General features: G+C 53.5%; 21 protein-coding genes. 9 read left to right on the plus strand and 12 right to left on the minus strand.

The annotated features are described in order from the left end of the window. Positions 1 to 62 precede the first annotated feature (62 nt). The 5 genes from EKK48_16935 (at position 63) to EKK48_16955 (ending at position 5,537) form a co-directional block, all read left to right on the plus strand. Positions 63 to 998, plus strand: coding sequence for an alpha/beta hydrolase (locus EKK48_16935; GenBank protein ID RTL40138.1), 936 nt, complete (start codon positions 63 to 65; stop codon positions 996 to 998). A 169-nt stretch (positions 999 to 1,167) separates the two neighbouring features. Then, the gene (locus EKK48_16940) at positions 1,168 to 1,728 is read left to right on the plus strand and encodes a TetR/AcrR family transcriptional regulator (GenBank protein RTL40139.1); all 561 of its coding nucleotides are present in this window, start codon (positions 1,168 to 1,170) and stop codon (positions 1,726 to 1,728) included. Positions 1,729 to 2,148: 420 nt separating this feature from the next. After that, positions 2,149 to 4,185 carry a hypothetical protein gene (locus EKK48_16945; GenBank protein ID RTL40140.1) on the plus strand — a complete coding sequence of 679 codons (2,037 nt, stop codon included), beginning with the start codon at positions 2,149 to 2,151 and terminating at the stop codon, positions 4,183 to 4,185. An 88-nt stretch (positions 4,186 to 4,273) separates the two neighbouring features. Next, the gene (locus EKK48_16950; protein ID RTL40141.1) at positions 4,274 to 4,726 is read left to right on the plus strand and encodes an N-acetyltransferase; all 453 of its coding nucleotides are present in this window, start codon (positions 4,274 to 4,276) and stop codon (positions 4,724 to 4,726) included. Positions 4,727 to 4,841: 115 nt separating this feature from the next. Next, on the plus strand, positions 4,842 to 5,537 hold the full coding sequence (locus tag EKK48_16955) for a hypothetical protein (GenBank protein ID RTL40142.1): 696 nt from the start codon (positions 4,842 to 4,844) through the stop codon (positions 5,535 to 5,537). 3 nt (positions 5,538 to 5,540) lie between these two features. Here EKK48_16955 and hisS read toward each other — a convergent pair whose 3' ends face one another. The 4 genes from hisS to EKK48_16975 all read right to left on the minus strand — a co-directional run bounded on the left by hisS (position 5,541) and on the right by EKK48_16975 (position 10,959). Then, positions 5,541 to 6,839: a histidine--tRNA ligase gene (hisS, locus tag EKK48_16960; protein ID RTL40143.1), complete on the minus strand. Its 1,299-nt coding sequence runs from the start codon at positions 6,837 to 6,839 to the stop codon at positions 5,541 to 5,543. A gap of 300 nt (positions 6,840 to 7,139) precedes the next feature. Continuing rightward, positions 7,140 to 8,720 (minus strand): hypothetical protein, encoded by a 1,581-nt coding sequence (locus tag EKK48_16965; protein ID RTL40144.1) that lies wholly within the window; start codon positions 8,718 to 8,720, stop codon positions 7,140 to 7,142. A 183-nt stretch (positions 8,721 to 8,903) separates the two neighbouring features. Next, positions 8,904 to 9,737, minus strand: coding sequence for a hypothetical protein (locus EKK48_16970; GenBank protein ID RTL40145.1), 834 nt, complete (start codon positions 9,735 to 9,737; stop codon positions 8,904 to 8,906). A 664-nt stretch (positions 9,738 to 10,401) separates the two neighbouring features. Beyond that, positions 10,402 to 10,959 carry a response regulator gene (locus EKK48_16975; GenBank protein ID RTL40146.1) on the minus strand — a complete coding sequence of 186 codons (558 nt, stop codon included), beginning with the start codon at positions 10,957 to 10,959 and terminating at the stop codon, positions 10,402 to 10,404. On the opposite strand from EKK48_16975, the gene EKK48_16980 reads away from it, so the two are divergent. After that, entirely contained in the window at positions 10,958 to 11,149 is a 192-nt protein-coding gene (locus EKK48_16980; GenBank protein ID RTL40147.1) for a hypothetical protein, read from the plus strand. The two genes, EKK48_16975 and EKK48_16980, sit on opposite strands and share 2 nt — an antisense overlap. Here EKK48_16980 and EKK48_16985 read toward each other — a convergent pair. From EKK48_16985 to EKK48_16995, 3 genes are all read right to left on the minus strand, one after another. Next, positions 11,139 to 11,588, minus strand: a complete 450-nt coding sequence (locus tag EKK48_16985) for a hypothetical protein (protein RTL40148.1) — start codon at positions 11,586 to 11,588, stop codon at positions 11,139 to 11,141. The genes EKK48_16980 and EKK48_16985 overlap by 11 nt on opposite strands. Positions 11,589 to 12,074: 486 nt before the next feature. Further along, a complete protein-coding gene (locus EKK48_16990; protein RTL40149.1) occupies positions 12,075 to 13,844 on the minus strand; it encodes a tetratricopeptide repeat protein in 1,770 nt (589 codons plus the stop codon). Beyond that, on the minus strand, positions 13,841 to 14,299 hold the full coding sequence (locus tag EKK48_16995) for a nucleoside deaminase (GenBank protein ID RTL40150.1): 459 nt from the start codon (positions 14,297 to 14,299) through the stop codon (positions 13,841 to 13,843). Before EKK48_16995 ends, EKK48_16990 begins: the two co-directional genes overlap by 4 nt. 391 nt (positions 14,300 to 14,690) lie before the next feature. On the opposite strand from EKK48_16995, the gene EKK48_17000 reads away from it, so the two are divergent. Continuing rightward, positions 14,691 to 15,857 (plus strand): hypothetical protein, encoded by a 1,167-nt coding sequence (locus EKK48_17000; GenBank protein RTL40151.1) that lies wholly within the window; start codon positions 14,691 to 14,693, stop codon positions 15,855 to 15,857. A gap of 92 nt (positions 15,858 to 15,949) precedes the next feature. Here EKK48_17000 and speB read toward each other — a convergent pair whose 3' ends face one another. From speB to EKK48_17025, 5 genes are all read right to left on the minus strand, one after another. Further along, complete coding sequence (gene speB, locus EKK48_17005) at positions 15,950 to 16,864, minus strand: agmatinase (GenBank protein ID RTL40152.1); 915 nt, start codon at positions 16,862 to 16,864, stop codon at positions 15,950 to 15,952. A 51-nt stretch (positions 16,865 to 16,915) separates the two neighbouring features. Then, positions 16,916 to 17,746 (minus strand): 2,3,4,5-tetrahydropyridine-2,6-dicarboxylate N-succinyltransferase, encoded by an 831-nt coding sequence (locus EKK48_17010; protein RTL40213.1) that lies wholly within the window; start codon positions 17,744 to 17,746, stop codon positions 16,916 to 16,918. After that, entirely contained in the window at positions 17,716 to 18,906 is a 1,191-nt protein-coding gene (locus EKK48_17015; GenBank protein ID RTL40153.1) for an amidohydrolase, read from the minus strand. The genes EKK48_17010 and EKK48_17015 overlap by 31 nt, the downstream gene beginning before the upstream one ends. 156 nt (positions 18,907 to 19,062) lie before the next feature. Then, positions 19,063 to 19,245, minus strand: coding sequence for a hypothetical protein (locus tag EKK48_17020; protein ID RTL40154.1), 183 nt, complete (start codon positions 19,243 to 19,245; stop codon positions 19,063 to 19,065). A gap of 138 nt (positions 19,246 to 19,383) precedes the next feature. Continuing rightward, the gene (locus EKK48_17025; GenBank protein RTL40155.1) at positions 19,384 to 20,142 is read right to left on the minus strand and encodes a hypothetical protein; all 759 of its coding nucleotides are present in this window, start codon (positions 20,140 to 20,142) and stop codon (positions 19,384 to 19,386) included. Positions 20,143 to 20,919: 777 nt separating this feature from the next. Here EKK48_17025 and EKK48_17030 point away from each other — a divergent pair. Continuing rightward, positions 20,920 to 21,600: a CYTH domain-containing protein gene (locus EKK48_17030; protein RTL40156.1), complete on the plus strand. Its 681-nt coding sequence runs from the start codon at positions 20,920 to 20,922 to the stop codon at positions 21,598 to 21,600. Between the two features lie 156 nt (positions 21,601 to 21,756). Next, positions 21,757 to 23,199, plus strand: coding sequence for an ATP-dependent Clp protease ATP-binding subunit (locus tag EKK48_17035; protein RTL40157.1), 1,443 nt, complete (start codon positions 21,757 to 21,759; stop codon positions 23,197 to 23,199). The last annotated feature ends 23 nt before the right edge of the window (positions 23,200 to 23,222 follow it).

Raw genomic sequence — 23,222 nt, forward strand, 5'->3', positions numbered from 1 at the left:
GATTGTGAATAATTTTGCCTGAATGACTTGACAGTGTACCGAACGTTCGGTACAGTAATTGCATGAACGAAATTCACGAGGTGAACACAATGGATACAGTAGGTACGATTGATGCGGCTCAGAAGACGAACAAAGTTGATGTCCGCTATCGAACAGTGAATGTTGAAGGACAGGAAATTTTTTATCGCGAAGCCGGGCGCAAAGGCGCTCCCATCGTGCTTTTATTGCATGGCTTCCCGACGTCGTCGCACATGTTCAGAAATCTGATACCAGTTCTGGCTCAGAATTATCATGTTGTGGCGCCCGATTATCCAGGCTTCGGTTTCAGTTCGATGCCACTGGTGACAGAGTTTGAGTACACTTTCGATAATCTGGCTCGGATTGTTTATGAATTCACCAAGAAGCTGCAACTGGAAAAATTCTCGCTCTACGTGATGGATTATGGTGCTCCCGTAGGCTACCGTATAGCCTCTCAGCATCCAGAGCAGATACAAACTTTGATTGTTCAGAACGGAAATGCCTATGAAGAAGGGCTCGACAATGATTTCTGGAAACCTATCAAGTTGTACTGGAAAGACAGGCTGAATACCGATTTAGCACCACTGAAAGGTCTGGTTGAACTGAGCGCGACAAAATGGCAATATCACACGGGAGTGCGAAACATCGAAGCTATAAGCCCTGACGCCTGGGTTCACGATCAGGCCGGTCTGGACAGACCCGGTAATCAAGAAATACAGCTGCAACTTTTTTACAGCTACGGTTCCAATCCTCAGCATTATCCTGCATGGCAGCAGTACTTTCGGGAGCATCAACCGCCAATGCTTATAGTCTGGGGAAAGAACGATCAGATATTCCCTGCAGCTGGTGCCGAACCTTACAAGAAAGATTTGAAGAATCTGGAATTTCATTTGCTCGATACAGGACATTTTGCGCTCGAGGAAGATGGAGCTTTGATAGGTGCTCTGATCAATCGATTTCTTGCCAAGAACGTTAAATGAAGAGCTCGATGTAGTCATGTCGAATGATGTCGATGACGTCAGATCCGTTCTCTCTATGGATCACCCGCTGATGCGGGTGATCTTTGGAATTCGGTGCCTGCACAATCATCGCAATTGCGTTGACTGCTGAGCTAATGTTCGCTACGCTCCCATCGAAAGGAGTTGACCAATGGAACGAACCGAACTGATTCCCGAATTGCTTGAACTTTTTCGTCAGCATGGCTACGAAGGTGTGTCGATTTCCACAGTGGCAAAAGCTACAGGGCTTGGAAAGTCGAGCCTTTATCATCATTTCCCAGACGGAAAGGAGCAGATGGCGACAGAAGTTCTCTTGCATATTGATGCAGCCGTGCGGGAGCACTTCATTGGTCCGCTCCGGGGCGAAGGGGCGCCGCGAGAGAAGCTGGCGCGTATGTCAAACAATGTCGAAGCTTTTTACGATGGTGGACGCAAGAACTGTGTTGTTGATGGGCTGACTCTAGGTGAAGCAAGCAACTTATTTCAGCGCTCGGTGGCTGCGTGCGTTGAGTCTTGGATTGATGCGATGGCGGCGGTGGCAGTGGAAGCGGGCGTCAGTAAAAAGTTAGCTAGAGAGCGCGGCGAAAGCGCTGTGATCGCGATCGAAGGCAGTCTTGTGCTTTCTCGCGCGCTCAAAAACAGTCAGATTTTCAAACGCGAGGTGAAGAATTTGCCTCGTCTTGTCCTTGAAGGTTTGACGCCGGGCGGCTGAGCATGCTGATTTTGCAGCCTTTTGGAAAAATGGTGATTGGGTCAAAAATCTCTTCGAGATTCAAAAATAATGCAAAAAGGAGCTGTCTGAAAGCCTCTTGACAGCATTGACTGTTAGCTTGAGATGACACTCGGAGGGCTCTCAGTAGTGCATAAAATGCAGATTTGTTTGTGCCCACTACGTAGTTCTCCCATGGAGCTACTAGCATGAACCATATATCATGTTGGTCTTCAGTGTCTGTCGTTCCCCAACGCAAGCAACTTAGTAGGTGTACTCATGACCCATGGGCATGGCCATAGGCGCGCATCTAGTCACGGAGACTCTTCCGTAGGCGCGCATCACACAAGCGATCATAGTTCTCCAATCGTGTCGGAATCGGCCAGAGCTTTAAGCGGGCCCGGTGAACAGTCTGACCACAAGATGGTGCGATCTTCCCATCCCACCGACCATGTCGTGATCACGCCGCTTGGTACCAAGAGCAAGGTCTCGGATCGTCCCGGGCTGGATATTCCTCCATTCAATATTGGATTGTTTGCGAGAGATGCTGTAGACGCCAAGCCTGCGCAACAGACAGGTGACGGCGCTCAACAGTCGACTAATGGTGGCAGACCAGGTAGCGACGTTTCTCCACGAACTTCTGATGCCGCGCAGCAAACACCAGGTCAGGCAGCTGGCCGTGAAGCCAAGATCAATGGTGCCACATCCATTGACGAGCTGGCCAGACGCACCGGCAATGATGCCATTTTTGTGGATAAACGATCTGAAGCCAACGACCGTGTGCAAGCCGCTGAGGCTCTCAAACCAGGCGAGACACCGAAGATTTCGGTGGTGTACGAAAATCGTACGCCTGATGCTGATCCACCGCCACCGAAGCCTGATTTCATTATCAAGAAAGATGGCACGATTGAGATGCTGCACAATCCTGAACAGAACGCCGACAAGAACATTGTTGTTCAGGTTGAGCGCGATCCAGGTCAAACCGGTGACCCCACTCCCGAACAAAAGGAAAGTCTGGCAGGACTCGTACCTTACCTTGCCGATCGCGTCGCCAACAGCCCCGCGTACAAGGCTGTTAGTCCTGATGGCTCGGTCGCAATTGAAGACAACCAGAATCTGGTTGACGACAAAGTTGAAGCCGGCATAGACAACAACATCAGCAAACCTCCCATTCCTGACGTAAATCAGCCGCCTGCTCCCGATGTTCCACAGGCTGCAGGTGATGCCTCGACCCGCATGAATCGTGTCGGCGGCAGTGGTGGCGGTCGTGACTCCTTCTCATCCAATGGCGACGGAGCAATGTCTTCCCGTGATGGCCAGGCGCCGCCACGAGATATTACTCCTCCCGTACAGGCAGTCGAAGATACGATTTCTGCTCTTGCCGGCGTCAAAGATAAAGCGCATCCTTACGACAACGTTGCCACCAGAAGTGATGGCAGCTACGGCGTCGGTCGCTATTCGATGAACATGTTCAACATCGGACCCTGGCTCGCAGACTTGCTGGGTGTCGATCTCGGTGATCCGCCTGACCCGGCAAAGTTAGCTGCTTTTCTGGCTGATTTGAAAGCGCATCCTGAAAAGTTGAAGGGCGCGATGAACAAACTCGCCCAGGAAGGCAAGGTCTCCAAAGACTTCGCCAGTAAGTTCGATGCCGGTAAGTTCGCTGACTTCCTCGGTAAGTTGGATGGTCAGCATGGTCCTATTTCTGCGCAGGACGTACACAACAACTTGCCTAAAGATTTGCAGGAAACAATAGCTAAAGATCGAATCGAGCACTACGCTAAAGGTCTTGGTATTGATACGAGCAAAGACCTCGGTGAGAAGGATGCCGGAAAATTGGCTCTGGCTATGTTCCTCGGGCGCACTCCTACGCAAGCTGACCTCTCCAATCCTTCGTACGAGAAATATCAAGATGCCGCCAACAATCTGTACAAACTGGCTCTGGCCGGGCAGTTCGGTTCGGATCGTATAGACATTTCGGAAGCGAACGGTCGCGTCGTGGCAGCGGCGGCGAGTAATGTCGGTGAGCAGCTATGGGCTCAGACTCCATGGGCTAACTCTGTGGAAGGTGGCAACCTTGGTTGCGCAGCTTCAGTTTCGCGAGTATTACAAGAATCGGGTGTTCTCCGTTCTGGTGAAGGCTCGGCTGGAGTGGTCGATCTGGCAGGAATTTTGCAACGCAAGGGATACCAGAAGATTCAGATCACCAGCATGTCTCAGTATCGCACCGGCGATATCGTTTATGGCGCCACAGGTGGTGGCGGCGGCGGCAACGCTCATATCGGTATCATCGGTGAAATCAGGGGTGGTCAGGTCTGGCAGTACGACAACAGCTCGAGCAAAACTACCTGGCAACATCGCACCGTGCAAGCCGGAGGCTCATTCATTCCTGGCGGCAGATTCGGCAGCAATCTCTATGTGCTGCGTGCTCCTGGATCGGACAACGCGCAGAATAACTAAAACGATACTGGGCACAAAAAGAACTCTGGTCGTGATAGTCTAGAGCCCCGCATCCCAGTCCGACCAATACGGTCGCTTCCACTAACCAATGCAAATAAGACTCGGAAACAAGCAAGACGAACCGATGGTGCGCGAGCTGTTGATGAAGGTCATGCACGAAGTAAAGTTGGAGCGCTATTTCGAGCAGGCTCGCCCGCCGCTCATGAACATGGAGCGCGAATATATTGGAAACGACGGTACCTATCTGGTTGCCGAAGATGATCGCAAAATCGTTGGTGTGGCAGCAGCGAAAAAGAAAAGCGATACGCTGTGTGAAGTTGCTCTCTTGTGTGTGACTTCCGAATGGAGGCGCATGGGGCTCGGCAAGCAGATGCTTGAGCAAGTAGTCAGATTTGCCAGAGGCATGGATTATGACGCCCTGCAAGTAGATGCTGCAGTGGTGGGCACTGAAGCGGCCGGCTTCTTGATGCACACGGGTTTCAGGTTGATGGATGCCGAAGAAAGCTCTGATCGCCGGGTGTGGCGGATGACTCTGTTGTAAAAACTCTAAAATCAAGCAATTTCTTTTTGATAAATAGCTCAGTCAGAATATTCGTGGTTACTCAATATGTGCGAAAATTTGTTTTGCAAATAGAGTTCCCATCAAGATCGTTAACATGAGTGTTGAATATAAACATTGTTTGGCTATAGCAGATTTGAGTTGGCTGCCCAGGGATGAGGCTGATTTTCAGTCTTTGGAGAAAAGGCTCGACAAGGTTCTCACGGACCATAAGCTTGTGGAAGCCTGTGTTGAGAAACGGACTGGTCAATCTCGCCAGATTAGACTTACACCCGAAGGTGAGATTGGAGACTGGAAAGAAGGAAAACAGGCAATTCGTCATCCGGTGCATGTGAGCTTGCATGAAGAGCGCCGCTATGACTGGAAACCCGAAGAGAGTCAAGAAGAAATTCAGTGGATTTGTTTGCAGCTTGGACCCAATTTCAAAGTCTATGACGATCCTTACGGTCAGATTGAACGTGTTAAGGAGAAGGGTTTTCATTGCGCAAAGTGCAGTGCCGAAGTGGAAGAGAAATCAGATCCCTGGTTTCCCCAAATGCTCGATGGATTTGCCATCTGTCAGGCGACCTGCAATTGTGGTGGCGAGGTTTTACCAGCCACAATAACTTTAAAATCTAAGACGTCTGATCCGGCACCGAATTTAGCTATATGGAAAGCTTGTCTGGTTCTGGATTTTGGCGGTTGCGAAACCGAGGCGGTTCTTTCTCAAGGTAAGCTCAAAAGCCAGGAACTTCGGAAGGACCTGGAAGCCGCTTTTGGGCAAAGTCTCGTTGAATTTGGCGCCTGGTATTAGAAATCAGGGGCTCTGATTCAGCTCTTTGATTTCCAGGTTCTCGCCATCGCCTTTGAACATAGCAAATGACGTGAATCCTTGATGAACCAGTGCGTCAAGCTGTTTACGCATATCTTTTTTGCGTGGTTGCACTGAAACGATCAAGCCCCGGTTTCGCATGCGACTGGCTGTCGAAAACACTTTCGGCAGGTCGTCTTGATCGGGATTGCAAATGAGAGCGATTTTTTCGGCCGCGTGTGGTGGCTTGAAGCCTCTGTCGGTCAAGACTGTAATGATGCGCTCGAAGCCAATTGAAAAGCCGCATGCAGGCACGTCGCGACCTGAAAATTTGCCCACCATCTTGTCGTACCTGCCGCCGCCAGCAATCGAGTAGGTATAGCCAGGGCAGGCAATTTCAAAGATCTGTCCTGTGTAATAACCCATGCCGCGCACAAGGGTTGGGTCGAATTTGATGTCGTATGACCCTTGCCCCTGAGCCGTTATTCCTCTGATCACGTTGGCGAGGGGATCCAGCGCCTCATGCGACCGCAGTGATTCCGGCAGCGCATTTCTCGCTTCGTCGAAATCTTTTGTGCTCTGCAGGGTGTTTACTACAGTCATCAATTTTTCAATGGCGGCCGGTGCGTGACCAGCTTTCTGCAATTCGCCACGAACGCCGTCCTCGCCTATCTTGTCGAGTTTGTCCAGAGTGATAAAGACATTGTCGACGCGTGTGGAGTCGAAGCCGCAGTATTCCGAAAGTGCTGACAGGATGCGACGATCGTTGATGCGAATGGTGAAATTTTTGAATCCCAATTCTTTCAGTGCTTCGGCTGTAGCTTGCAGAAGTTCCATTTCGGCAAGCTCGTTTTTGATGCCGAAAATGTCGATATCGCATTGAGTGAATTGTCTGAAACGACCGGCTTGTGGGCTTTCTGCGCGCCACACTGAGCCGATTTGAATTGCTTTGAGAGGGTTTGGCAGGGTCGATTGGTTGTGAGCATAAAAGCGCACAAGCGGAACGGTCAGGTCGAAGCGCAATCCCAGATCTGCAAGTGACTCGCGTTTTGGTTCTCCGCCTGCCAGTTCTCGCTCCAGTTTATCGCCGCGCTTCAAGACTTCGAAAATGAGGCTCAGGTTTTCGCCGCCTTCGCCCCGGCGCAACAGGTTTATATTCTCCAGTGCTGGAGTCTCGATGCGGGTGAAGCCGAAACTTTCGTAGGTTTTGAGGATCACTCCGGTTGCCCAATCGCGAATGGCTGCGTCTGCCGGGAGAAAGTCGCGCATACCGCGCGGGGGCGCTGAACTCTCGATTGTGGACATGGAAACCTCTCCTCTGAAATGACGGAGGTCAATAATCTCAAAACCTGTCCGTTTAAGCTATGGGCTGACACTTCCTTGTTGCCAATGTTCACGAGATTTATGGACGACTGGCTTTTAACGGCATGCAGCTGAACCCTGCTGTTGTGGTATCGTATATGGTGCCAATTTGGACAAATTTTTTTTAGTGAAATGACAAAAAGAAGAAAGAGCGATGGTGGCCTGCGCCACCATCGCCCCTACCCGTTCAATCCCGGGACACCGAAAGTGGTGCGCCCGGGTCATCAATGCGGGTCAGTTGCTTCAGTTGATCCGGTACTTGATGCGGTACGAGACCGTCGCCTTGCCGTTGGCGGGGACGGAGACGCGCATGGTGCCGGCGGTGTTGTTGGAGTCGACGAATTCCGGGCGCTTGATGAACTCGGCCTTGTCGGGGAAGGCTTCGCTCACCAGCACTTCGACGTCGGTGCCCTTGTAGTTGAAGATGGTGACCTCGCGCTCTTCCTCGCGGAAGAGAGGCTTGACCACCTTCTTCTTCTTGCCGCCCTCGGGCTCCGCTGCCACGACGGCCGGGCGCATCGACATCGCCGCCATCCTGGGACCGGTCTCGACGTCCGCGTCCGTGTCGACCGGCAGTCCGCCCTCGGGCGTGACGACCTGCTCGGGCTCGGGGTCCGGCTGGTCCTGATGCAGGAACGTGAGCCGGCGAGTCGCCTTGACGTCGGCGCTCGGCTTGCGCAGTTCGAGCTTGAACGGCTCGCCCTTGGCGCGCGCTTCCACGACCGCGGCATCGACCTTCTGCTCGGCGCCCGAGCTGTCGTAGACGAAGAACGCCACCTCGCCCGCCGGCATGTCCTTGCCGAGGTTGCTGGCCTCATCGTTCTTCACCCGCAGGCGCACGGAGACAGGCAGCTTGGCGCTGTCTTCCTCGACCACGCCCTGGTTGTAGGCGTAGTAGTTGGCGGGCAGGAAGAGCTCGACCTGCACCGGCACGCCTTCGGCGAGGAAGAGGTTGCAGTTCTTGGTGGCCGTGGCGCCGATGCTGAGCGCATCGGGCAGCACGTACATCTTCTGCTCGCCGACCGTCTCGACGCCAGCGTCGTCTGCCATGACCGACTCGAGAGCGGCGCCGCCACGAGCCGACATGGCCATCGGTGCTGCCGCTGCCATGCGCACGCCGCCCTTGGGGAAGTTGCGCCGGCCCGAGCCGAAGTTGTTGCCCGTGAACAGCTTGAACTCGCCGTCGTCGATCTGCAGACCGCTCTGGTTGGTGATGTCGACGACGCATTCGAAGCGAGTCAGGGTGCTCGTCGCCTGGTCGAAGAAGGCGTTGTAGCGCGCCGCCCAGTTGATGCCGTCCGCTTCGTAGAGGAAGCGCACCTGGTACTTGCCGGGCTCGTTCACCGACGGTTCGAAGACGAGAGAAGGCGTGTTGGCGAGCCCTTCGGGCACGCCATCGCTGAGCTCGAACTTGGGCGTGAGCGGCACCACGACGATGCTGCCTTCCTGCTCGAGCACGACCTGGTTGCCGAGCACATAGCGAAGGATGCCGGTGGTGCGCACCGGACCCTGCTGCGTCTGCTCGATCAGAGTCACCTTGGAGTCGACCGCCTTCTGCAGGATGGCGGCGCCGCTCATGTTGGCGGGCTCGTAGCTGGACGAGCCGATGTTGAGCACACCCGGACCGGAGGCGCCCAGCACGACGAGACTGTTCTCGACGAATGCGGTCGGCAGCCCATCGAGCTGCACCGAGTTCTTGCCCTTGATGAGCGCCAGTTCGCGGCTTTCGCGGATGACGGCCTGCCCGCCCTGATAGACGGTGAGCTTCAGCTGCCTTGAGGCGGCCGACTTGCGCAGAGAGCGCTTGCGATTGTTCGTAGCCATTTCGTTTGATCCTCATCGCTTTGTTGCTGCTTTGCCTGGCTGCGACTGACTGTCGACCCGGCGGTGCGGCAACGAAATCTAGTCAGCTTGCGCTGACGGGTCATTAGCCTTGCGGGTGGGCAACGTGTCCACCCGCTATTTGAACTGAGCCTGAGCAGGCTTCGAGAGCCTGCTAATAAGACATTACGCTCTGCCGGTGGCGTAGCGTTTCTCCTCCGGCGGCAGCGCTTCCGCTGACATCGGAGGCTGGGTGTCGGGCCACAGAACCTCGGCGGCGGTGAGGAACTGTTCGGCCCGGTCGAGGAACTCCTCGGCGCGTTCGAGCAGCACATCGGGCAGGAAGTCTTCCGGTCCGACTTCGAACTCGAGCACGTACATGCCGTCACGCGTCGGAATCTGCTCGACGAGTCGCTCGGCATCGCGAAGGAAGCAGACCTGCGGCTTGGCCGTGTGACCGAGCAACAAGTCGCGGCTTGGGGTGCGGACACCGGTGTCTGACGGAGCGATGCCTTCATCGTCAGGCACCCTGATGATGGCGTCCATCTCCATCGGGGCGATGATGTAGGTCAAACGCTCCGTCGCACCCGCTTCGGCCGCCGGCTGTTGACCGCCGATTAGGTTCTTGCTGCCCGAGGTGCTCGCCGCATGGTCGTCGCCCGAGAGCCGCATCAGGGCCTTGAGCACGAGCGAATCGACATCGGGGAACGGGAAGGTGTCCTTACCGACCCCGGGAACAACGACCATCTTGCCGCGCCGGTTGACGTGAGCAAGCGGGTCGTGAAGGCGCACGCGCACAGCCGGTCCCGGGTTGGGAGCGGTGATGGCGATGTTCTCGGCAGTGTCCATGATGGCGGCTGCCACACAGCACTGCTGGCCACTCAGAACGAGGAGACCGGCGACTTCGCGCGAGACCTCGTTGGGTTGGGGGGCTTTCAACGGTCCGACGGCGTTGACGAGCCTGTCATATCGCCGCAAGAAGGCTTGCAGGCGCCGATGAAAGATGTCTGGCGTATTCATACAATTTCTCCTTGGTCGGTCCTTGATTGGAACGACAATTACGAGAATTCAGCTGCGCGAGGCGGATGCTTCACACAGCTAAACAGGCATATTTCACGCATCGCAACGACCCAGCGCTCTTCAGACACACCTGCGTTCGTCCCAGCTCAACCCCCGATCTCGAAGAGACCAGAAAATATCGTGTTGGGAAAAGCACAAGCTTTGACTGTGTTTTGCTGAAAGAGCCTGAATAACGAAACGAACGTGAATACGCTCAATCTAAGAAATCACAGGACTTTGCTCACACTTGCCAACCTCGATTGTGTGGTGTGTTGAAGCATATCTGCGGCGTATGGGATGGTTGCACTAGCTGCATTCCCTGAAAAGCCGGGCTATCCGCAAAGTGTTGCAAAGACTTCCTCCGCGGAGTTTGTTTAGTCTTGTTATGCGGTGCATATGGTGGTATCCATAGTGGTCGCCTGCTTATTAATACATGCTTAAATTAGCTCCTGGAGCCATCTTGACGCTAGCGCGGGTGTCAGAAGTTCTGTTAAATACTATATGGATGAATAGATGCGGGTCCAAAAAAATCTGGTCAGCATGGTGAACGCTTCATGTGCGTTTCATATCCATGCTGCCAGATCTCTTGTCGGTTGCGTTTCCAAATTGCGTCCCTTGCATCTAGTTAAGCGCACTTGTCGAGTAGTGGAATGCCCAGCACCAGTCTGTTTCCAGACGTGCGCCGTTCGAGCACCTGCTGGCGGAGTCCGTCGCAGAAGCTCTTGAGGGCAATTGAGGTAGCCAGCGAGCCGGCAGATTCGCACAGATTGAGCTTGCCTGTCCGCAATGCGAGCACGACAAATTCCTTCTGCAGACCGTCGATAGCGCCGGCTTCGAACAAGCGGTCGTTACCGGCGCCACCACCTGTGATGGCGATGCAGGGAACGTTCAGCCTGGTGAGAAACGCGACGAACTTGACGCCGTCGTTGACCGGTCCGCACAAGCCGCCATCGCACAGGGCGATGTCGAATTGGGTCGGGTCGATTTCGATGAGGCGGGAGACGTCACCGTCGAAAGCGTCGCCCATGGGGTCAGCTGACGGATTGGCGCGGATGCCGACGATGCGACCGTTTTCCAGTCGTTGAGCGCCGACGATCCAGGTGTAAACATGACCGCGCTTTGCCAGCTCCTGTTGAATGGGAATGGCGAATGCGGCAGAGTCTTCGATAAGGAGTACGTTCATGACGCAGCCTCCTGAACGGGATGTTTTAGACAACGCAAATGCCCGTAATGTCATTTGTGCTGCCCGAAGCGAGTGGCAGACGGGTTATTCCGTCTGTTGTCGTTTCGAGTCGAGTGGAGATGGAAGCAAACGACCCGAGCCTTTCGGATTTGCCCGGGTCGTTTGCTTGCCGGAGAAGGTCAGTCGGTGAACAGGACCGGCTGCTGGTGGATGGAGTCGAAGCCGTCGTCGCTGTTCCCGACGTAGTTGGCTTCGTGCTTGTCGCCGTTGAAGTCGGACTGCAGGAGCAGCTCGATGCGCGCCGATGCGCCGACCTTGCTGGCCACGTACTGCACGGCCGATTCGATGGTGGCGGCAGTGTCGGTGGTCGGGCAGGTCTCGCTGAAGCTCGGCGGCGTGGCGGCGAAGAGGTCGATGTCGTTGGTGTGGATGTAGAACCCGTCGACCGGCGTGCCGTTGGACGGAATGCTGGTGCGGTCGATCATGATCCAGACGAAATTGTTGCTGCCGCGGTCGCCGGTGAAGCGAACGCGCGAGCTGCGAACGTCGGGCTGATGCGCCTTGTTCACGATCGCCTCGAGAGCGCTGCGAACGGCATCTTCCACTTGCGGCGATGCAAATGCGGTCATATAACCTCCTTGGTACTACTTCGGGTGCAGTCAAATACGAAAACCGGGACCCGATTGCCTGGTTCTCGTGAGTGAACATCCTGATAAGACCTTTGAGAATCTGCAGCCTTGCTTTTGGACGACCTTCTCTACACCTGTGCAGGCGAGAAAATAGTGTCAAGAAAGTAGTGAGGCTTTAGTTCTTCTGTAGGCTCTTATCAGATGTATCGGAAATGGACTTTCACCCTAACTCCGGAGTAAGAACGGTCGCAACCAGGCACTCATCTCTGAGCCGCCGGCAAGAGCAACAGTCTCTGTTGGAGGAGGTTCGCCTGCTTGCGGCACAGGTACGGATTATCGGCATATTTATGGGGGTGCCAGTAGGCACTATCAGCCACCCGCTGCTCAGCTATTGCGGGAATATAAAGCAAAGATTAAAAGCTAGCGCGTCGGCGCGAGCTTGGCTGCCGCGATTTAGCGCGACCTGGCGCGGGTCTTCTCATTCGTTCATGAAGCCGGAGCCGCAGGTTCTGTGGGCTGAGTCGGTTTCTGTTTGGCATCTTTACCGGTGGCGAATTTTTTCACCTGGGCAGGCATACGGTTAACTATTTTGCTTGAGAGAATCATGTTTTCTCTGGCCGCTTCCAGCATGTCACCTTTCTCGTCCAGAGCATTCAGCAAGTAGCTGTGCAAATCGACATCATCATCGTTGATTGCTTCTGCCTTTCTGTATTCAGCAATGCAATCGTCGAGTCGCCCCCCTTCTCTGAGCATGTCAGCCAGTAAGATATGGTTGTTGTACTCCTGCTCGGTGGCTGGTTTGCCTTCTTCCAGGCGTCCTGGCCTGAGATGTAATAGTGTCAAAAGTGGTGGCAATTTGGGCACGAATTTGAATCGGTTGAACAATTTTGCAGCGTTAAGCGCCTTATCGCGCTCATTGCCCACGTAATAGCGAGAGCCTAGCTTGGCTTGTGCAACCGCATATTCGTTTTGAAAAATGACGTTGACGTCGTTTAGATCATTCACCTGAGCAATAATTTTCTCGTAGCACTGTCTGGCAGCTGTTTCATTGTTGAGTTTGCTTTCCAGATCGCCGAGACGACGCAACAATGCCAGCGATTTAGGCGAGTTTGCTAAGCCCTGTTTGTACACTTCGCGTGCTTCTTCTAACTTTTTCTGGTCAGTGTATTGTCGGCCCAGTTCCAGGTATGCGGCTTCGTTGTATTTGTCCAACTGAATGGCAAGTCGTGCTTCTCGTTCGGCTTTCGGGTAATCTTTTTGCGCAAAATAAATCGATGAAAGAGTCTGATGAGCGTCTGATGACCAGGGCTTTCTTTTGATCAGTTCGTTGGAGATTTGCAATGCTTCTTTGTAGCGGTGTTCATTTCGTAAAAATGTGATGGCGCGAGCGCAGGCCCGTCCTGAGAAACGCCCCTGTAGAGCTAAATTGTATTGTTCTACAGCAGCACGTTTGTCACCTCTTGCGGCATAGCAATCGGCGAGATCATAGTGCCATCCGGGCTCATTTGGTTTGAATTTTCCAGCTTGCTTGAGCAACTCGATTTGTTTGTCAGCATTGGCTGCGATACGCTGTAACGTCGCAAGCAAAAGCGTTTTGATGTATTGATTGGGCATCTTCGCTGCTGCTTCGCCGAACTGAATTCTCGACTGTTCAGTTTGTCCGGTCTTACTCAAAATTTTTGCGTAAATGTAGTGCAGGTACGGATCATCCTTTCCGCCCGGTTGCGCCAGGGCAATTTCCATATAGTTTTTTGCGCTGTCCATATCTGCTGTTTTTGCCGCTTCCAGAGCCAAAATTTCTAGAGTGGTACGGGTTTTGTTTTTCTGCGCTTTCAACCACTGGTAATACGGCACTGACTCGGCCCTTAGCCCGCACCGGGTCAGACTGTGGGCCAGATAGGCGGTCGCCACCTGATCGTCCGGGTTCAGGGCGTGAGCAATGGAGAATGCCTGTGCTGCGGCTCGTTCGTTTTCATCGTATTGAAACGACCGGCCAATGAGAAGGAATATTTTCGATTTGGTGCTGTTTGGTGCCGATCTGACTGCAAGAAAAGCGCGGGAAAAATTGCTGATTGCCTTGCTTGGTTGGAAATCGTCTAAATCTTTCAAGCCTTTACTGAAGTAAGAGTCTTTCTCAATGCCATCGCTTTCGGTGCTGGTGGGTGCAGGCGGTGCACTTAATGCGTGGGGCATCGAAGCCGATAACATCAGCAGCAAGGACCAGATAACAGAGCTATTGTCGAATCGGGTTTTCATCGGTTAGTTTTGCGGGCGAAATAATCGACAAGTAGTTTGCGGCAAGCATCCTCTTCGACTCCTGCCAGTACTTCAGGAAGCGGGTAGATGCGCCCTTTGCAGAAAAGATTGAATTTCGAGCCGAGCGCTCCCGATACGTTGTCGTATGCGCCAAAAACTACCCGAGCGATGCGCGACTGAATAATGGCTTCTGCGCACATAGGACATGGCTCCAGGGTGGTGTAAAGTGTGGCGCCGGAAAGCCGCCACCCGCCAATTGCCTTTGCCGCCTGTCTGATTGCGACAATTTCTGCGTGCGCGGTCGGGTCGCCCGCCGACTCTCTTTCATTATGCCCCTGTCCGATGATTTCTGAGTTGAGAACGATTACGCAGCCCACAGGCACGTCATCGCCGCTTTGCTTTGCTTCTTGCAAGGCCCGGGACATGTATTGCAAATGATTTTCTGACTGATTCATAAAATGAGTAATCGTTAATCTAATTCGTGTCCAGAAATCAGATGCCAAGTATATAAGCGTACGTGAACAGGATGAGGTGAGGCGCAGACGAAGAATTCAAGGCAAAGGGGTGTTGCTAGTCTTCTTAAGAGTGCCAAAAACATCGAATCCACCATGTTCCGGACCTGACAGGGGTGACAGGTCGATTCTAAATCAACAACGTGAGAGTTAAAGCTAACCAGAGGTACAGATATCGAAACAACAATTTTGAAATTTTTTGCCACTTAATGGCTAGCAATCTGCTTTCTAAAAAGAGACCGAGAAATCGGTCTCTTTTCTTGTGTGCAATATACTTGTTTTGCGTCTGCTCTTGCGGCGGTTCTTTGCGTGGAACGATTCGGAAAAGTGCATCTTGGAAAGTTTTGACGGAGTCATTGATCGCCTCGATATCGCACCAGGCGGTAGGGGTGCGCTGAACGGTTTGAATTTTGCCGTCAAAGATATGTTCGACTTGAAAGGTCGCACTTGCAGTTTTGGTACACCTGACTGGAAGCGCACTCACGCACCTGCTGAGGAGACTGCACCTGCTGTACAGCGATTGCTTAACGGTGGCGCTCATCTGAAATACAACGCTTGTGCCGATGAACTGGCGTGCAGTCTCGATGGAATTAACATTCACTTTGGAACGCCGGTCAACGCTCAAGCACCCGACCGCATTCCCGGCGGTTCCTCTAGCGGTTGTGCATCGCTCGTCTCTCGTGGTGAAGTCGACTTTGGGCTCGGCACTGACACAGCAGGCTCGGTGCGTGTGCCGGCAAGTTATTGCGGCATCTTCGGTTACCGGCCTTCGCACGACTATATTTCTGCCGATGGTGTCTGCCCGCTTGGTGTCTCGTTTGACACGGTGGGTGTTTTCACTCGAGAGGCAGAACTTCTGGAGCGAGTCGCTGCTGTCTTATTGAAAGAAGAGATGGATTATTCCAATTCAGAGATCATGCCGACTAATCTCATCATTCCGTCAAATTTTGCATCAGTACTCGACCCCGCTATTGCACCGTATATGATGGCATTTGTGGACGAGGTGAAGAAGCGCTTTGTCACCGTAAAAGAACAAAATTTCTATCAGCATGCTCGCGATGTGTACGACATTTTCAGTGTGGTGCGGGCGCGCGAAGCCTGGCAGGCGCATGGTGAGTGGCTGGAAGCGGTAAAACCGAACCTGGCTGTTACTATTCGTCAGCGCATTTATTCCTGTCGAGAAGTCAGTGATGCCGCGTATCAACGCAGTCTTGCTGCCCGGTCTGATTTGCTCAGTCGCAGTGATGCAGTTGTGGATAGCAACTCCTTCGTTTGTCTGCCCACGACCTGGGGCTACCCGCCCCTGACGAGTGCCGGTGAAGGTGAACTGCAGGATAATCGCAACCGCAATATCGTCATTACGACCCTGGCCTCCTGTTACGGATTTCCTCAGATAACCATTCCCATACCGGCTGGAAAAATGAAGGCAGGCGTGTCGATTATGGGTGCTAAAGGCTCAGATAAAGCACTCTTGCGCTTTGTCAGAGATCTGACCACTTAATTGCGTCAGATCTGATCGGCTAGTTCTGACCACTTATTTACGCCAGTGCTGACCGGCTAACTCTGAAAAGTTAATGGCGGACGTCTTGGTCGCTACAGATATTTCTTGGTCACGCCCAGCTCGAGCGCATAGCGATAACCGATTAACTTGTAGAGCAGTTTGGCAACCAGAAAGTCTGGCGCGTGAAGATTGGCAATGGGCGCCAGTTCTACGATGTCTGCGCCGACTACGTTTTTGCGTATGCACAACACTTTGATCAGTTCGATCAGGTGATACCAGGTCATGCCGCCCGGTTCCGGAGTGCCTGTGGACGGCATAACAGATGAGTCGAGCCCATCTACGTCGATAGTCAGATAGACATTATCCGAAAGGGTATGGATGATTTCGTGGAAATTCCAGCGATCTTGCTGGCGCGCCCAGAATATGTTGATGTTTGGCTTTTCTTCTTCCAGCCATGTCACTTCGTCCTGGCTTATGTTTCTGATGCCGACTTGCGTTATTAGAGGCTGAGGCAGTGCCTTGTAGACGTGATAGGCGACCGAGGCGTGGCTGTAAGGGTTGCCTTCGTAAGACTTACGCAGGTCTCCGTGCGCATCGATCTGTAGAACCGAGAGGTCAGGATAACGCTGAGCGCAGGCCTTGATGGCGCCCAGAGAAAGAGAGTGTTCGCCTCCGATGACGATAGGAAATTTTCCTGTCTCAATGATTGGCGATATGGCATCTTGCAATGGCTGGAATGCTGTCGGGCTTTCTTCACCACCGACCGGTTCCATGATCACCGGCTCGTGAGTGTGGATGCCTATTTTGTGTGGCTCGATCCAGAGTTCATCGTCGAACAATTCCACTTGCTGGCTCGCTTCCAGAACTGCGGCCGGACCTTTGCTGGTTCCTTTGCCGTAGCTGACTGTGGCCTCGTAAGGAACGGGAACGATAACAACCTTTGAATTCTCCTTGTTGGAAAATTCGTCAGGTAAGCCAAAATAATTGGAGCTGTTGGTTTCTGCCATATTGCCAAGTGCTTTGAAGGGGCCGGTTGGCTGTTTATAGCATTTATTCAGCTAAGAATTAAACTGGCACAAAGAATCTTCAAGAGACTGTTTTGCGCTCACTGACGGATCACGACGGTTGATGATCAGTGGTGTTTGCAGTACATATTCTCGGTCGCCAAATTTTTTAGGTCTTCCGCCCGGCACAACTACTGCGTTTTCAGGCACTCTGCCGAAAAATTCTTCGCCTGTCTTGATGTCCACTATCGGCGTGCGGGGTGTGATGACTGTGCCCGCGCCGATGACAGCGTTCGCTTCTACTATACAGCCCTCGTAGATGCCGCAGCTGCCGCTTATGAAGGCATTGTCTTCGACAATTACGGGAGTGCCTTCAGGCGGCTCCAGAACGCCACCAATTATGGTGCCTGCGCCGATCTGCACATTCTTTCCAATGCGAGCGCATGAACCGACCAGTACGAGTGAATCTACCACGGCGCCCTCATCGACGTAAGCGCCTATGTTGACAAAGCTGGGTGCCATAATCACTACTTTCGGCGCTACGTAAGCACCTCTTCTCACGGAAGAATAAGGCACAATGCGGTGTGCCTCAGCTGAGAACGTGCGCAGTGGAATTTTGTCAAAGAAATGCCCCTCATCCATTTTTTTTACTGGTGAGATGCGGAAATAAAGCAATATAGCCTTTTTTACCCAGGCATTGGTTTCCCATTTGCCTTTGATTTTCTCTACTACTTTGATCGTGCCCTGGTCTAACCCTTCCATGACCATGTCAATCAGCATCGTTGTTTCAGGTGGTGTAGTTCTGGCTTCGAACAACTCGTCGATGCGTTTGGCAAGATCCGTGGGATCCTTTTTCACTTCCGGGTCTCCAGATGTTTGATCAATCTCTTCGCTGTTTCGGCTAGCACCGCTGTTCCAATCCACAAACCTGATTCGTCCAGGTCGAATGTGTCGCTGTGATGACTGCGGCGGTCGCCTGCGATTTCTCCACCGAGGAACATGAAAGCGCCCGGCACTACTTCTGCAAACATCGAGAAGTCTTCGCTCCAGGTACGTGGTTTGATGGCCAGGACATTGTCTGCACCAATCAAGTCGACGGCGGCCTGGCGCATTACTTCGGTTATCTCAGGGTCGTTTACGGTGGTCGGATATCCTAATTCATATTCGATTTTGTAGTCGCCACCCAGAACACGAGCGATCGAGCAAGCACGTTCCAGCTCTTGTTGAATAAGATCGCGCACTTCTTTGCTGAATGTGCGGAATGTTCCTTCCAGAGTAACCGAGTCAGAGATGATGTTGCCTCTGACGCTCGAGCTGTGGAAAGAGCCAACGGTGACGATAGCAGGCTCGAGGGCCGATATCCTGCGGGAGACAATTTGTTGGATGCAGCCGACGACCTGCGCTGCTACAACCACTGCATCGACTGTGGTTTCGGGATAGGCTCCGTGCCCACCGCGTCCCATGATGGTGATAACGAAACTGTCGGCTGCTGCCATGACCGGTCCAGGAAGTATCCCAACTTTGCCCGCTGGAATCGTGGCATCCATGTGCAAACCGATGATCGCCTCGACGCCATTGAGCGCATCGTCTTCCAGCATCTTGTACGCGCCTGATTTGCCGTCTGAGTCGGCAAATTCTTCAGCTGGTTGCATGACCATGCGGATGCTGCCGCCCAGGTCTGCACTTTGATTGGCCAGTATCTTGGCTGCGGCAAGCCCACAAGAAATGTGCGCATCGTGCCCACAAGCGTGCATCACACCTTTGTTTTTGGAGGCGTAGCTTTTCTGATTTGCTTCATCAATCGGCAAACCGTCCATATCGGCGCGAATCGCTACTCTGGTGCCTTTGCCGATGTCGCCGATGACGCCTGTTTTGCCGACGCCGCGCTTGATTTTGTAACCAAGAGAGTCGAGCTTGTTAGCGGAAAGCTCCGCAGTTTTGGTCTCGTAGAAGCTTAATTCCGGCTCCGAATGCAGATGTCGGCGCAATTCGACAATCTCGCCTTGCAATTTTTTCGCCTGGTCGAGCACTGAGGAGTTTGACATTAGTTGAACCTCAAAGGCATTTTTGTGTGTTGATGAGAATAGCTGATACGCACGCGGACTTACCGATTTCCGAAGATAGATTGCGCAGTGTCCCGGCGTCGAATCATCGGCGCGATCAATTTTCAGATTGAATTCTGTGTGCGCGAGATCGGTGTATTACCGGTGCCCGCCGCCGCCCATACCGCCGCTCGGACGCCACTGTGCGAGAGCTTCTTCAACCGTTGTGATGGCTATTCTGCTAACAAGCAAGCTCAATGCGTCGATTTGTTCTTCAGTAAATTGTGCGCCGGTTTCTTCTAGAGCGCGCCGTATTACACGTTCTGCTTCAGACTTGAGCATAACTTTCCTCCAACTGCAACTAATAACCTGCGGTCGAATCAGAGATCGCCGCGCCATGTGACGAAAGAGTTTAGCGCGAATTGCTGTGCGGTAGCGTACCGGTAGCTATGCTTTGCAACCAGGCATGCGTATTTAGACTTAAGCGCGAACCCAGGTTTTGCCAAGCTGTGAGAATTGATTGACCAGGCGATTTAGCCATTGTTTAGCTGAAGCCAGAACGCCTGGCTTGTCTGATTCATCTGACTCTGCGTTTGGTTTGAATGCTTGTGTTTTCAGAGTTATGCGTTGAGCTTCGCGGTCCATAGCTTCTTGCAACAGCTCGCGCAGAGTATCAACTTCGACTGTCGACTTTCTGTTTTTTGCTCTGAGCGCGGGAATTCTCGACAAGCTAGGCTCCTTGCTCCAGACTCGGGGAGCGTGGCTGTCTGCTGAGCGTCTTGGATACTCTGGTCTTGCGTATTCGTCTTCGTCTAGAGCGGGCCAATCGAAGTTGCGTTCCAGGCTTCTTGTGTCGACTGAGCTGGCGCGGAAATCCCAGGCAAATGGAGTTCTGTCTGGTGTCGTTGTCATTTCAATCTCCTCGCTCGTTGATTTTGCAGTGAAAGCTGGTTTGAACTCTCCGTTTTGGAAGAGTAGAGGTCTGGCGCAGGTTTCAGCCTGGCTGCCCAGGTTGACGAAAAAGCGATTGCCGTCCGCCAGTTCGACACCCTGTAGCGAGAGTGGGCGTTGCATCATGCGGCGTGACTGGTTCATCAATGTGAAGCCAGCCAGTTCGGGCACTCTCGCCGCTGTCTCTGCCTGGCTGTCGGATGACTCATAGAGCTCACTCATGCAATCGCTGAGATAAAGTCTTGTGCCGCGCAAATCCTTGAGTACGGAAGGAAGGGTCGATTGCATCTGCCATCACCTTGGAAGAAAAATCTTGTCGGGACTCTTGTATCTAATCCATGCCCTACTGACATTTCTCGTCAAACGTTGAAAAGCGGCAAAGGCGCCATATTTGATGTCAGTAAGGGGGTAGCTTGTGCTTGACTAGGGGTAGCATTAGACGCTGATAATAAATGCTCCAATTTGGCGATTGAGCTCGGTGTGGAATTCTTCGTGAAGCTGCGCCAGTGGTTGCGTCACTTGCTGCGAACTGCCTTCAATTGGCATTGCTAACTGCAAAATCCGCAACACTTCGCGCCTCTTGCTTATGTTGACATCGCGCCTGAAATGCTTTAGGGCAATCTTCATTGGCGCTAACGTCGCTATTTATGATTTCCTTATGATCCTGCTAATCTGCGTCCGATGGGGTTTTAAAGCATGTCTTGCCTGCCTCGTGTCTACCCCAAAAATATCTTTCCGAAATCCCGACAGGTATACGCTCGCAGCGCCCTGCCCGCGCGTCAGCCTGTGGTGATCAAGAGACAGTAGCTATTTCTAGCTCTATTAGAAGCTTTGTTGGCTTTCCAAGTGTAACTATGTATGTTTTAGACATTCTCTTCTAACTCAACTCAGGATTACGTACTCCACACAGGTAGCTCTCCCTTCTCCTCAACACATACGGCACCGCACCTCTTGCAAAGGAAGTATGCGTTCGCCCATGTGATTGAAGCATTGAGACAGCTAACGTAATCTTGAACAGACGGTGGTCGTTAACAACAACTCACTCGTCTCAGAAAGGAGCAAGTCATGACTAAAAGGCGTGTAAGCCTGGTTTTTCGTTCTGCTTTCCGCCGGCTCCCCAAGATGTTGAGGCGAGTTTTCGGTCGCAGATGCCGGGATTGCAAGAAGACTCATCTGGAAGTCGAACGCAAGTTCAAGATTTCCGCCGACGAGTTTCGCGCTCTCCCTGCCCGTCTTCTCTCTCAAGGCTTTCAGTTGAACGGTCAGGTGTTCATGACGGACACGTTCCTGCCCGTTCAGGTTGAAGGCGACATGATGCGTATCCGTGTCGAGACCATGAACGACATCACCAAGACGATTCTCACGCGCAAGCAGTGGGTGACCGTCGGTGGTGAGCGTGAACGGCAGGAGACGGAACGCGAGACCAACGAGCTTGCTGCGGGATGTTTGCTGGAACTCGGCGAACGGCTCGCAGGTGCTCCGCTTCCGTCGTTCAGCAAGGACCGCGACATGTACAGTCGCCTTGCTGAGGACGAACACCACCAAATCGTTGTCGCGCTCGACACCGCGGAAGGGCTGGGGGACTACTCTGGTCACTACATGGAAATCGAGCTTCTGGTACCCGTCGATGGCGATGTGCAAGCCGCAAGGCAGCAAATCGCTACCCTGGCAGCCAGTTTGCTTGGTGAAGAGCGTGCGTTCGAGCAGCTTTCCTACCAGGAGATGCTGAAGCGTTCCACGCGCTAACCAACCAAGTTCTATCAGGCGACTGGGTGTCGCCAATTCCCTGGAGCCGCTTACGTTAGGCGGCTTCTGTGTTTCATCGGCCACTACGGCCTAGGCGGCGCTCACAGCGTTGCTGATTCTAAACCGCCGGATCAGACCGGCACAAAGGAGTCTGTTATGTCTACTACCAAGAAAAGCAAGATGATCTTGCTCGACACCGAGCAAGTCAGTCCCCGTACCGAAGCCTTCATCGAGTACTTCGGTTCTCGCGTCATCGGTCAGCCTCAGGCGAATGCCATGGCTCAGATGATCTTCGAACGTTCCAACAGCCGTCTGCGCAACAAGAAGCAGCCGATCGCCGTCTGCGTCGCCATCGGTCCTTCGCGTACCGGTAAGTCGTACTCCGGCAAGGTGATTGCCGGCTTCATCCACAACGACGAAGACGCCGTCACCGTGCTCGAAGGCGCTGACTACGTCGAGAAGCACCAGGTGCTCGACCTCAAGGGCGCGCCTCCCACCTACGTCGGCGGTCTGTCGGCCAAGGAGAAGGCGGAGCTCAAGCCGGAAGACACCGACCCGCGCTCGCGTATCAGCACCCACAACCTGCGCCGCGTCCGTCTGAACTCGAAGAGCGACATCAACGTCGTCATCATCAACGAGTTCGAGAAGGCGCACCACGACTTCTACAAGTTCTGGATGGGCGTCTTCGACAACGGCTCCGCTGTTCTCGGTGACGGCGAAATCGTCGACTTCACCAACACCATCTTCATCCTGACCATGAACCTGGGCATGGACGAAGTGGAGCGGCTGGAGGAAGGCGGCATCGGCTTCATCGACCGCAAGCACAAGGCGACGCCCGAGGAGATCGAGGGCATCGTCACCAAGGCGATGAAGCAGCTCTACAAGAAGGAGTTCCGCAACCGTCTGGACGCCGTCGTGGTGTTCAAGCAGCACACCCGTGAAGACCTGCTCGGCATCGTCGACACGGAGCTGTCTCTGATCCAGCGTCGCAAGGAAGGAGCGCTCGAGGTCGGCGAAGCCTTCGAACTGGAGGTGGAAGCTTCGGCCCGGAAGTTCCTGCTCGATACCGCAATGGCCGACGGCGGCAGCGTCGCTGAGCTGAAGCGTGTGATCGAGAAGCACCTGGTGACGCTGGTCGACCGCGTCATGGACAACGGCCTGGTGGACTGCGGCGACAAGCTCGTTGTGTTCCACACCGAGGGCAAGGACAAGCTCTCGTTCGGGCTGCTCAAGGGCGAGGGCGACGTGGCTGAGGTGGACCGTATGGCTCAGCGTGGCGAGAGCCACAGCAAGGGCGATGCGGCTTCGTTCCAGCGCCGTCTGCACGCTGCCACCAGGGCGCACAAGAGCGGCGACAACCTGGCTGCCTACGCGGTGACTCTGGTCAGTGACTCGGCTGAGAAGCTGGGTCGGGCTGCCATCGCGCTGCAGCATGACCTGAAGGAGGTTTACGAGTTGACGATCGTGAACCAGTTCCTGCAGATGTCCGAGGCGCCGTTCATGGTCTCGGTCACCGTCCGCACCACCCCGGAGATGGCAGCGCTGATTGCCGAGAACAACCCGAAGGTGCAGGTGGTGAAGAAGGAGCGCAAGGGCTAATCTGTGAATTCCCAGTCCGATTT

The sequence above is a fragment of the Candidatus Melainabacteria bacterium genome (genome assembly GCA_003963305.1).
Taxonomy (GTDB): Bacteria; Cyanobacteriota; Vampirovibrionia; order Obscuribacterales; family Obscuribacteraceae; genus PALSA-1081.

What these genes read in the sequence shown, in the direction of transcription:
- EKK48_16935 (RTL40138.1), top strand. Translation starts at nt 63, where the DNA reads ATGAACGAAATTCACGAGGTGAACACAATGGATACAGTAGGTACGATT.
- EKK48_16940 (RTL40139.1), top strand. Translation starts at nt 1,168, where the DNA reads ATGGAACGAACCGAACTGATTCCCGAATTGCTTGAACTTTTTCGTCAG.
- EKK48_16945 (RTL40140.1), top strand. Translation starts at nt 2,149, where the DNA reads ATGGTGCGATCTTCCCATCCCACCGACCATGTCGTGATCACGCCGCTT.
- EKK48_16950 (RTL40141.1), top strand. Translation starts at nt 4,274, where the DNA reads ATGCAAATAAGACTCGGAAACAAGCAAGACGAACCGATGGTGCGCGAG.
- EKK48_16955 (RTL40142.1), top strand. Translation starts at nt 4,842, where the DNA reads ATGAGTGTTGAATATAAACATTGTTTGGCTATAGCAGATTTGAGTTGG.
- hisS (RTL40143.1), bottom strand. Translation starts at nt 6,839, where the DNA reads ATGTCCACAATCGAGAGTTCAGCGCCCCCGCGCGGTATGCGCGACTTT.
- EKK48_16965 (RTL40144.1), bottom strand. Translation starts at nt 8,720, where the DNA reads ATGGCTACGAACAATCGCAAGCGCTCTCTGCGCAAGTCGGCCGCCTCA.
- EKK48_16970 (RTL40145.1), bottom strand. Translation starts at nt 9,737, where the DNA reads ATGAATACGCCAGACATCTTTCATCGGCGCCTGCAAGCCTTCTTGCGG.
- EKK48_16980 (RTL40147.1), top strand. Translation starts at nt 10,958, where the DNA reads ATGACGCAGCCTCCTGAACGGGATGTTTTAGACAACGCAAATGCCCGT.
- EKK48_16975 (RTL40146.1), bottom strand. Translation starts at nt 10,959, where the DNA reads ATGAACGTACTCCTTATCGAAGACTCTGCCGCATTCGCCATTCCCATT.
- EKK48_16985 (RTL40148.1), bottom strand. Translation starts at nt 11,588, where the DNA reads ATGACCGCATTTGCATCGCCGCAAGTGGAAGATGCCGTTCGCAGCGCT.
- EKK48_16990 (RTL40149.1), bottom strand. Translation starts at nt 13,844, where the DNA reads ATGAAAACCCGATTCGACAATAGCTCTGTTATCTGGTCCTTGCTGCTG.
- EKK48_16995 (RTL40150.1), bottom strand. Translation starts at nt 14,299, where the DNA reads ATGAATCAGTCAGAAAATCATTTGCAATACATGTCCCGGGCCTTGCAA.
- speB (RTL40152.1), bottom strand. Translation starts at nt 16,864, where the DNA reads ATGGCAGAAACCAACAGCTCCAATTATTTTGGCTTACCTGACGAATTT.
- EKK48_17015 (RTL40153.1), bottom strand. Translation starts at nt 18,906, where the DNA reads ATGTCAAACTCCTCAGTGCTCGACCAGGCGAAAAAATTGCAAGGCGAG.
- EKK48_17020 (RTL40154.1), bottom strand. Translation starts at nt 19,245, where the DNA reads ATGCTCAAGTCTGAAGCAGAACGTGTAATACGGCGCGCTCTAGAAGAA.
- EKK48_17025 (RTL40155.1), bottom strand. Translation starts at nt 20,142, where the DNA reads ATGCAATCGACCCTTCCTTCCGTACTCAAGGATTTGCGCGGCACAAGA.
- EKK48_17030 (RTL40156.1), top strand. Translation starts at nt 20,920, where the DNA reads ATGACTAAAAGGCGTGTAAGCCTGGTTTTTCGTTCTGCTTTCCGCCGG.
- EKK48_17035 (RTL40157.1), top strand. Translation starts at nt 21,757, where the DNA reads ATGTCTACTACCAAGAAAAGCAAGATGATCTTGCTCGACACCGAGCAA.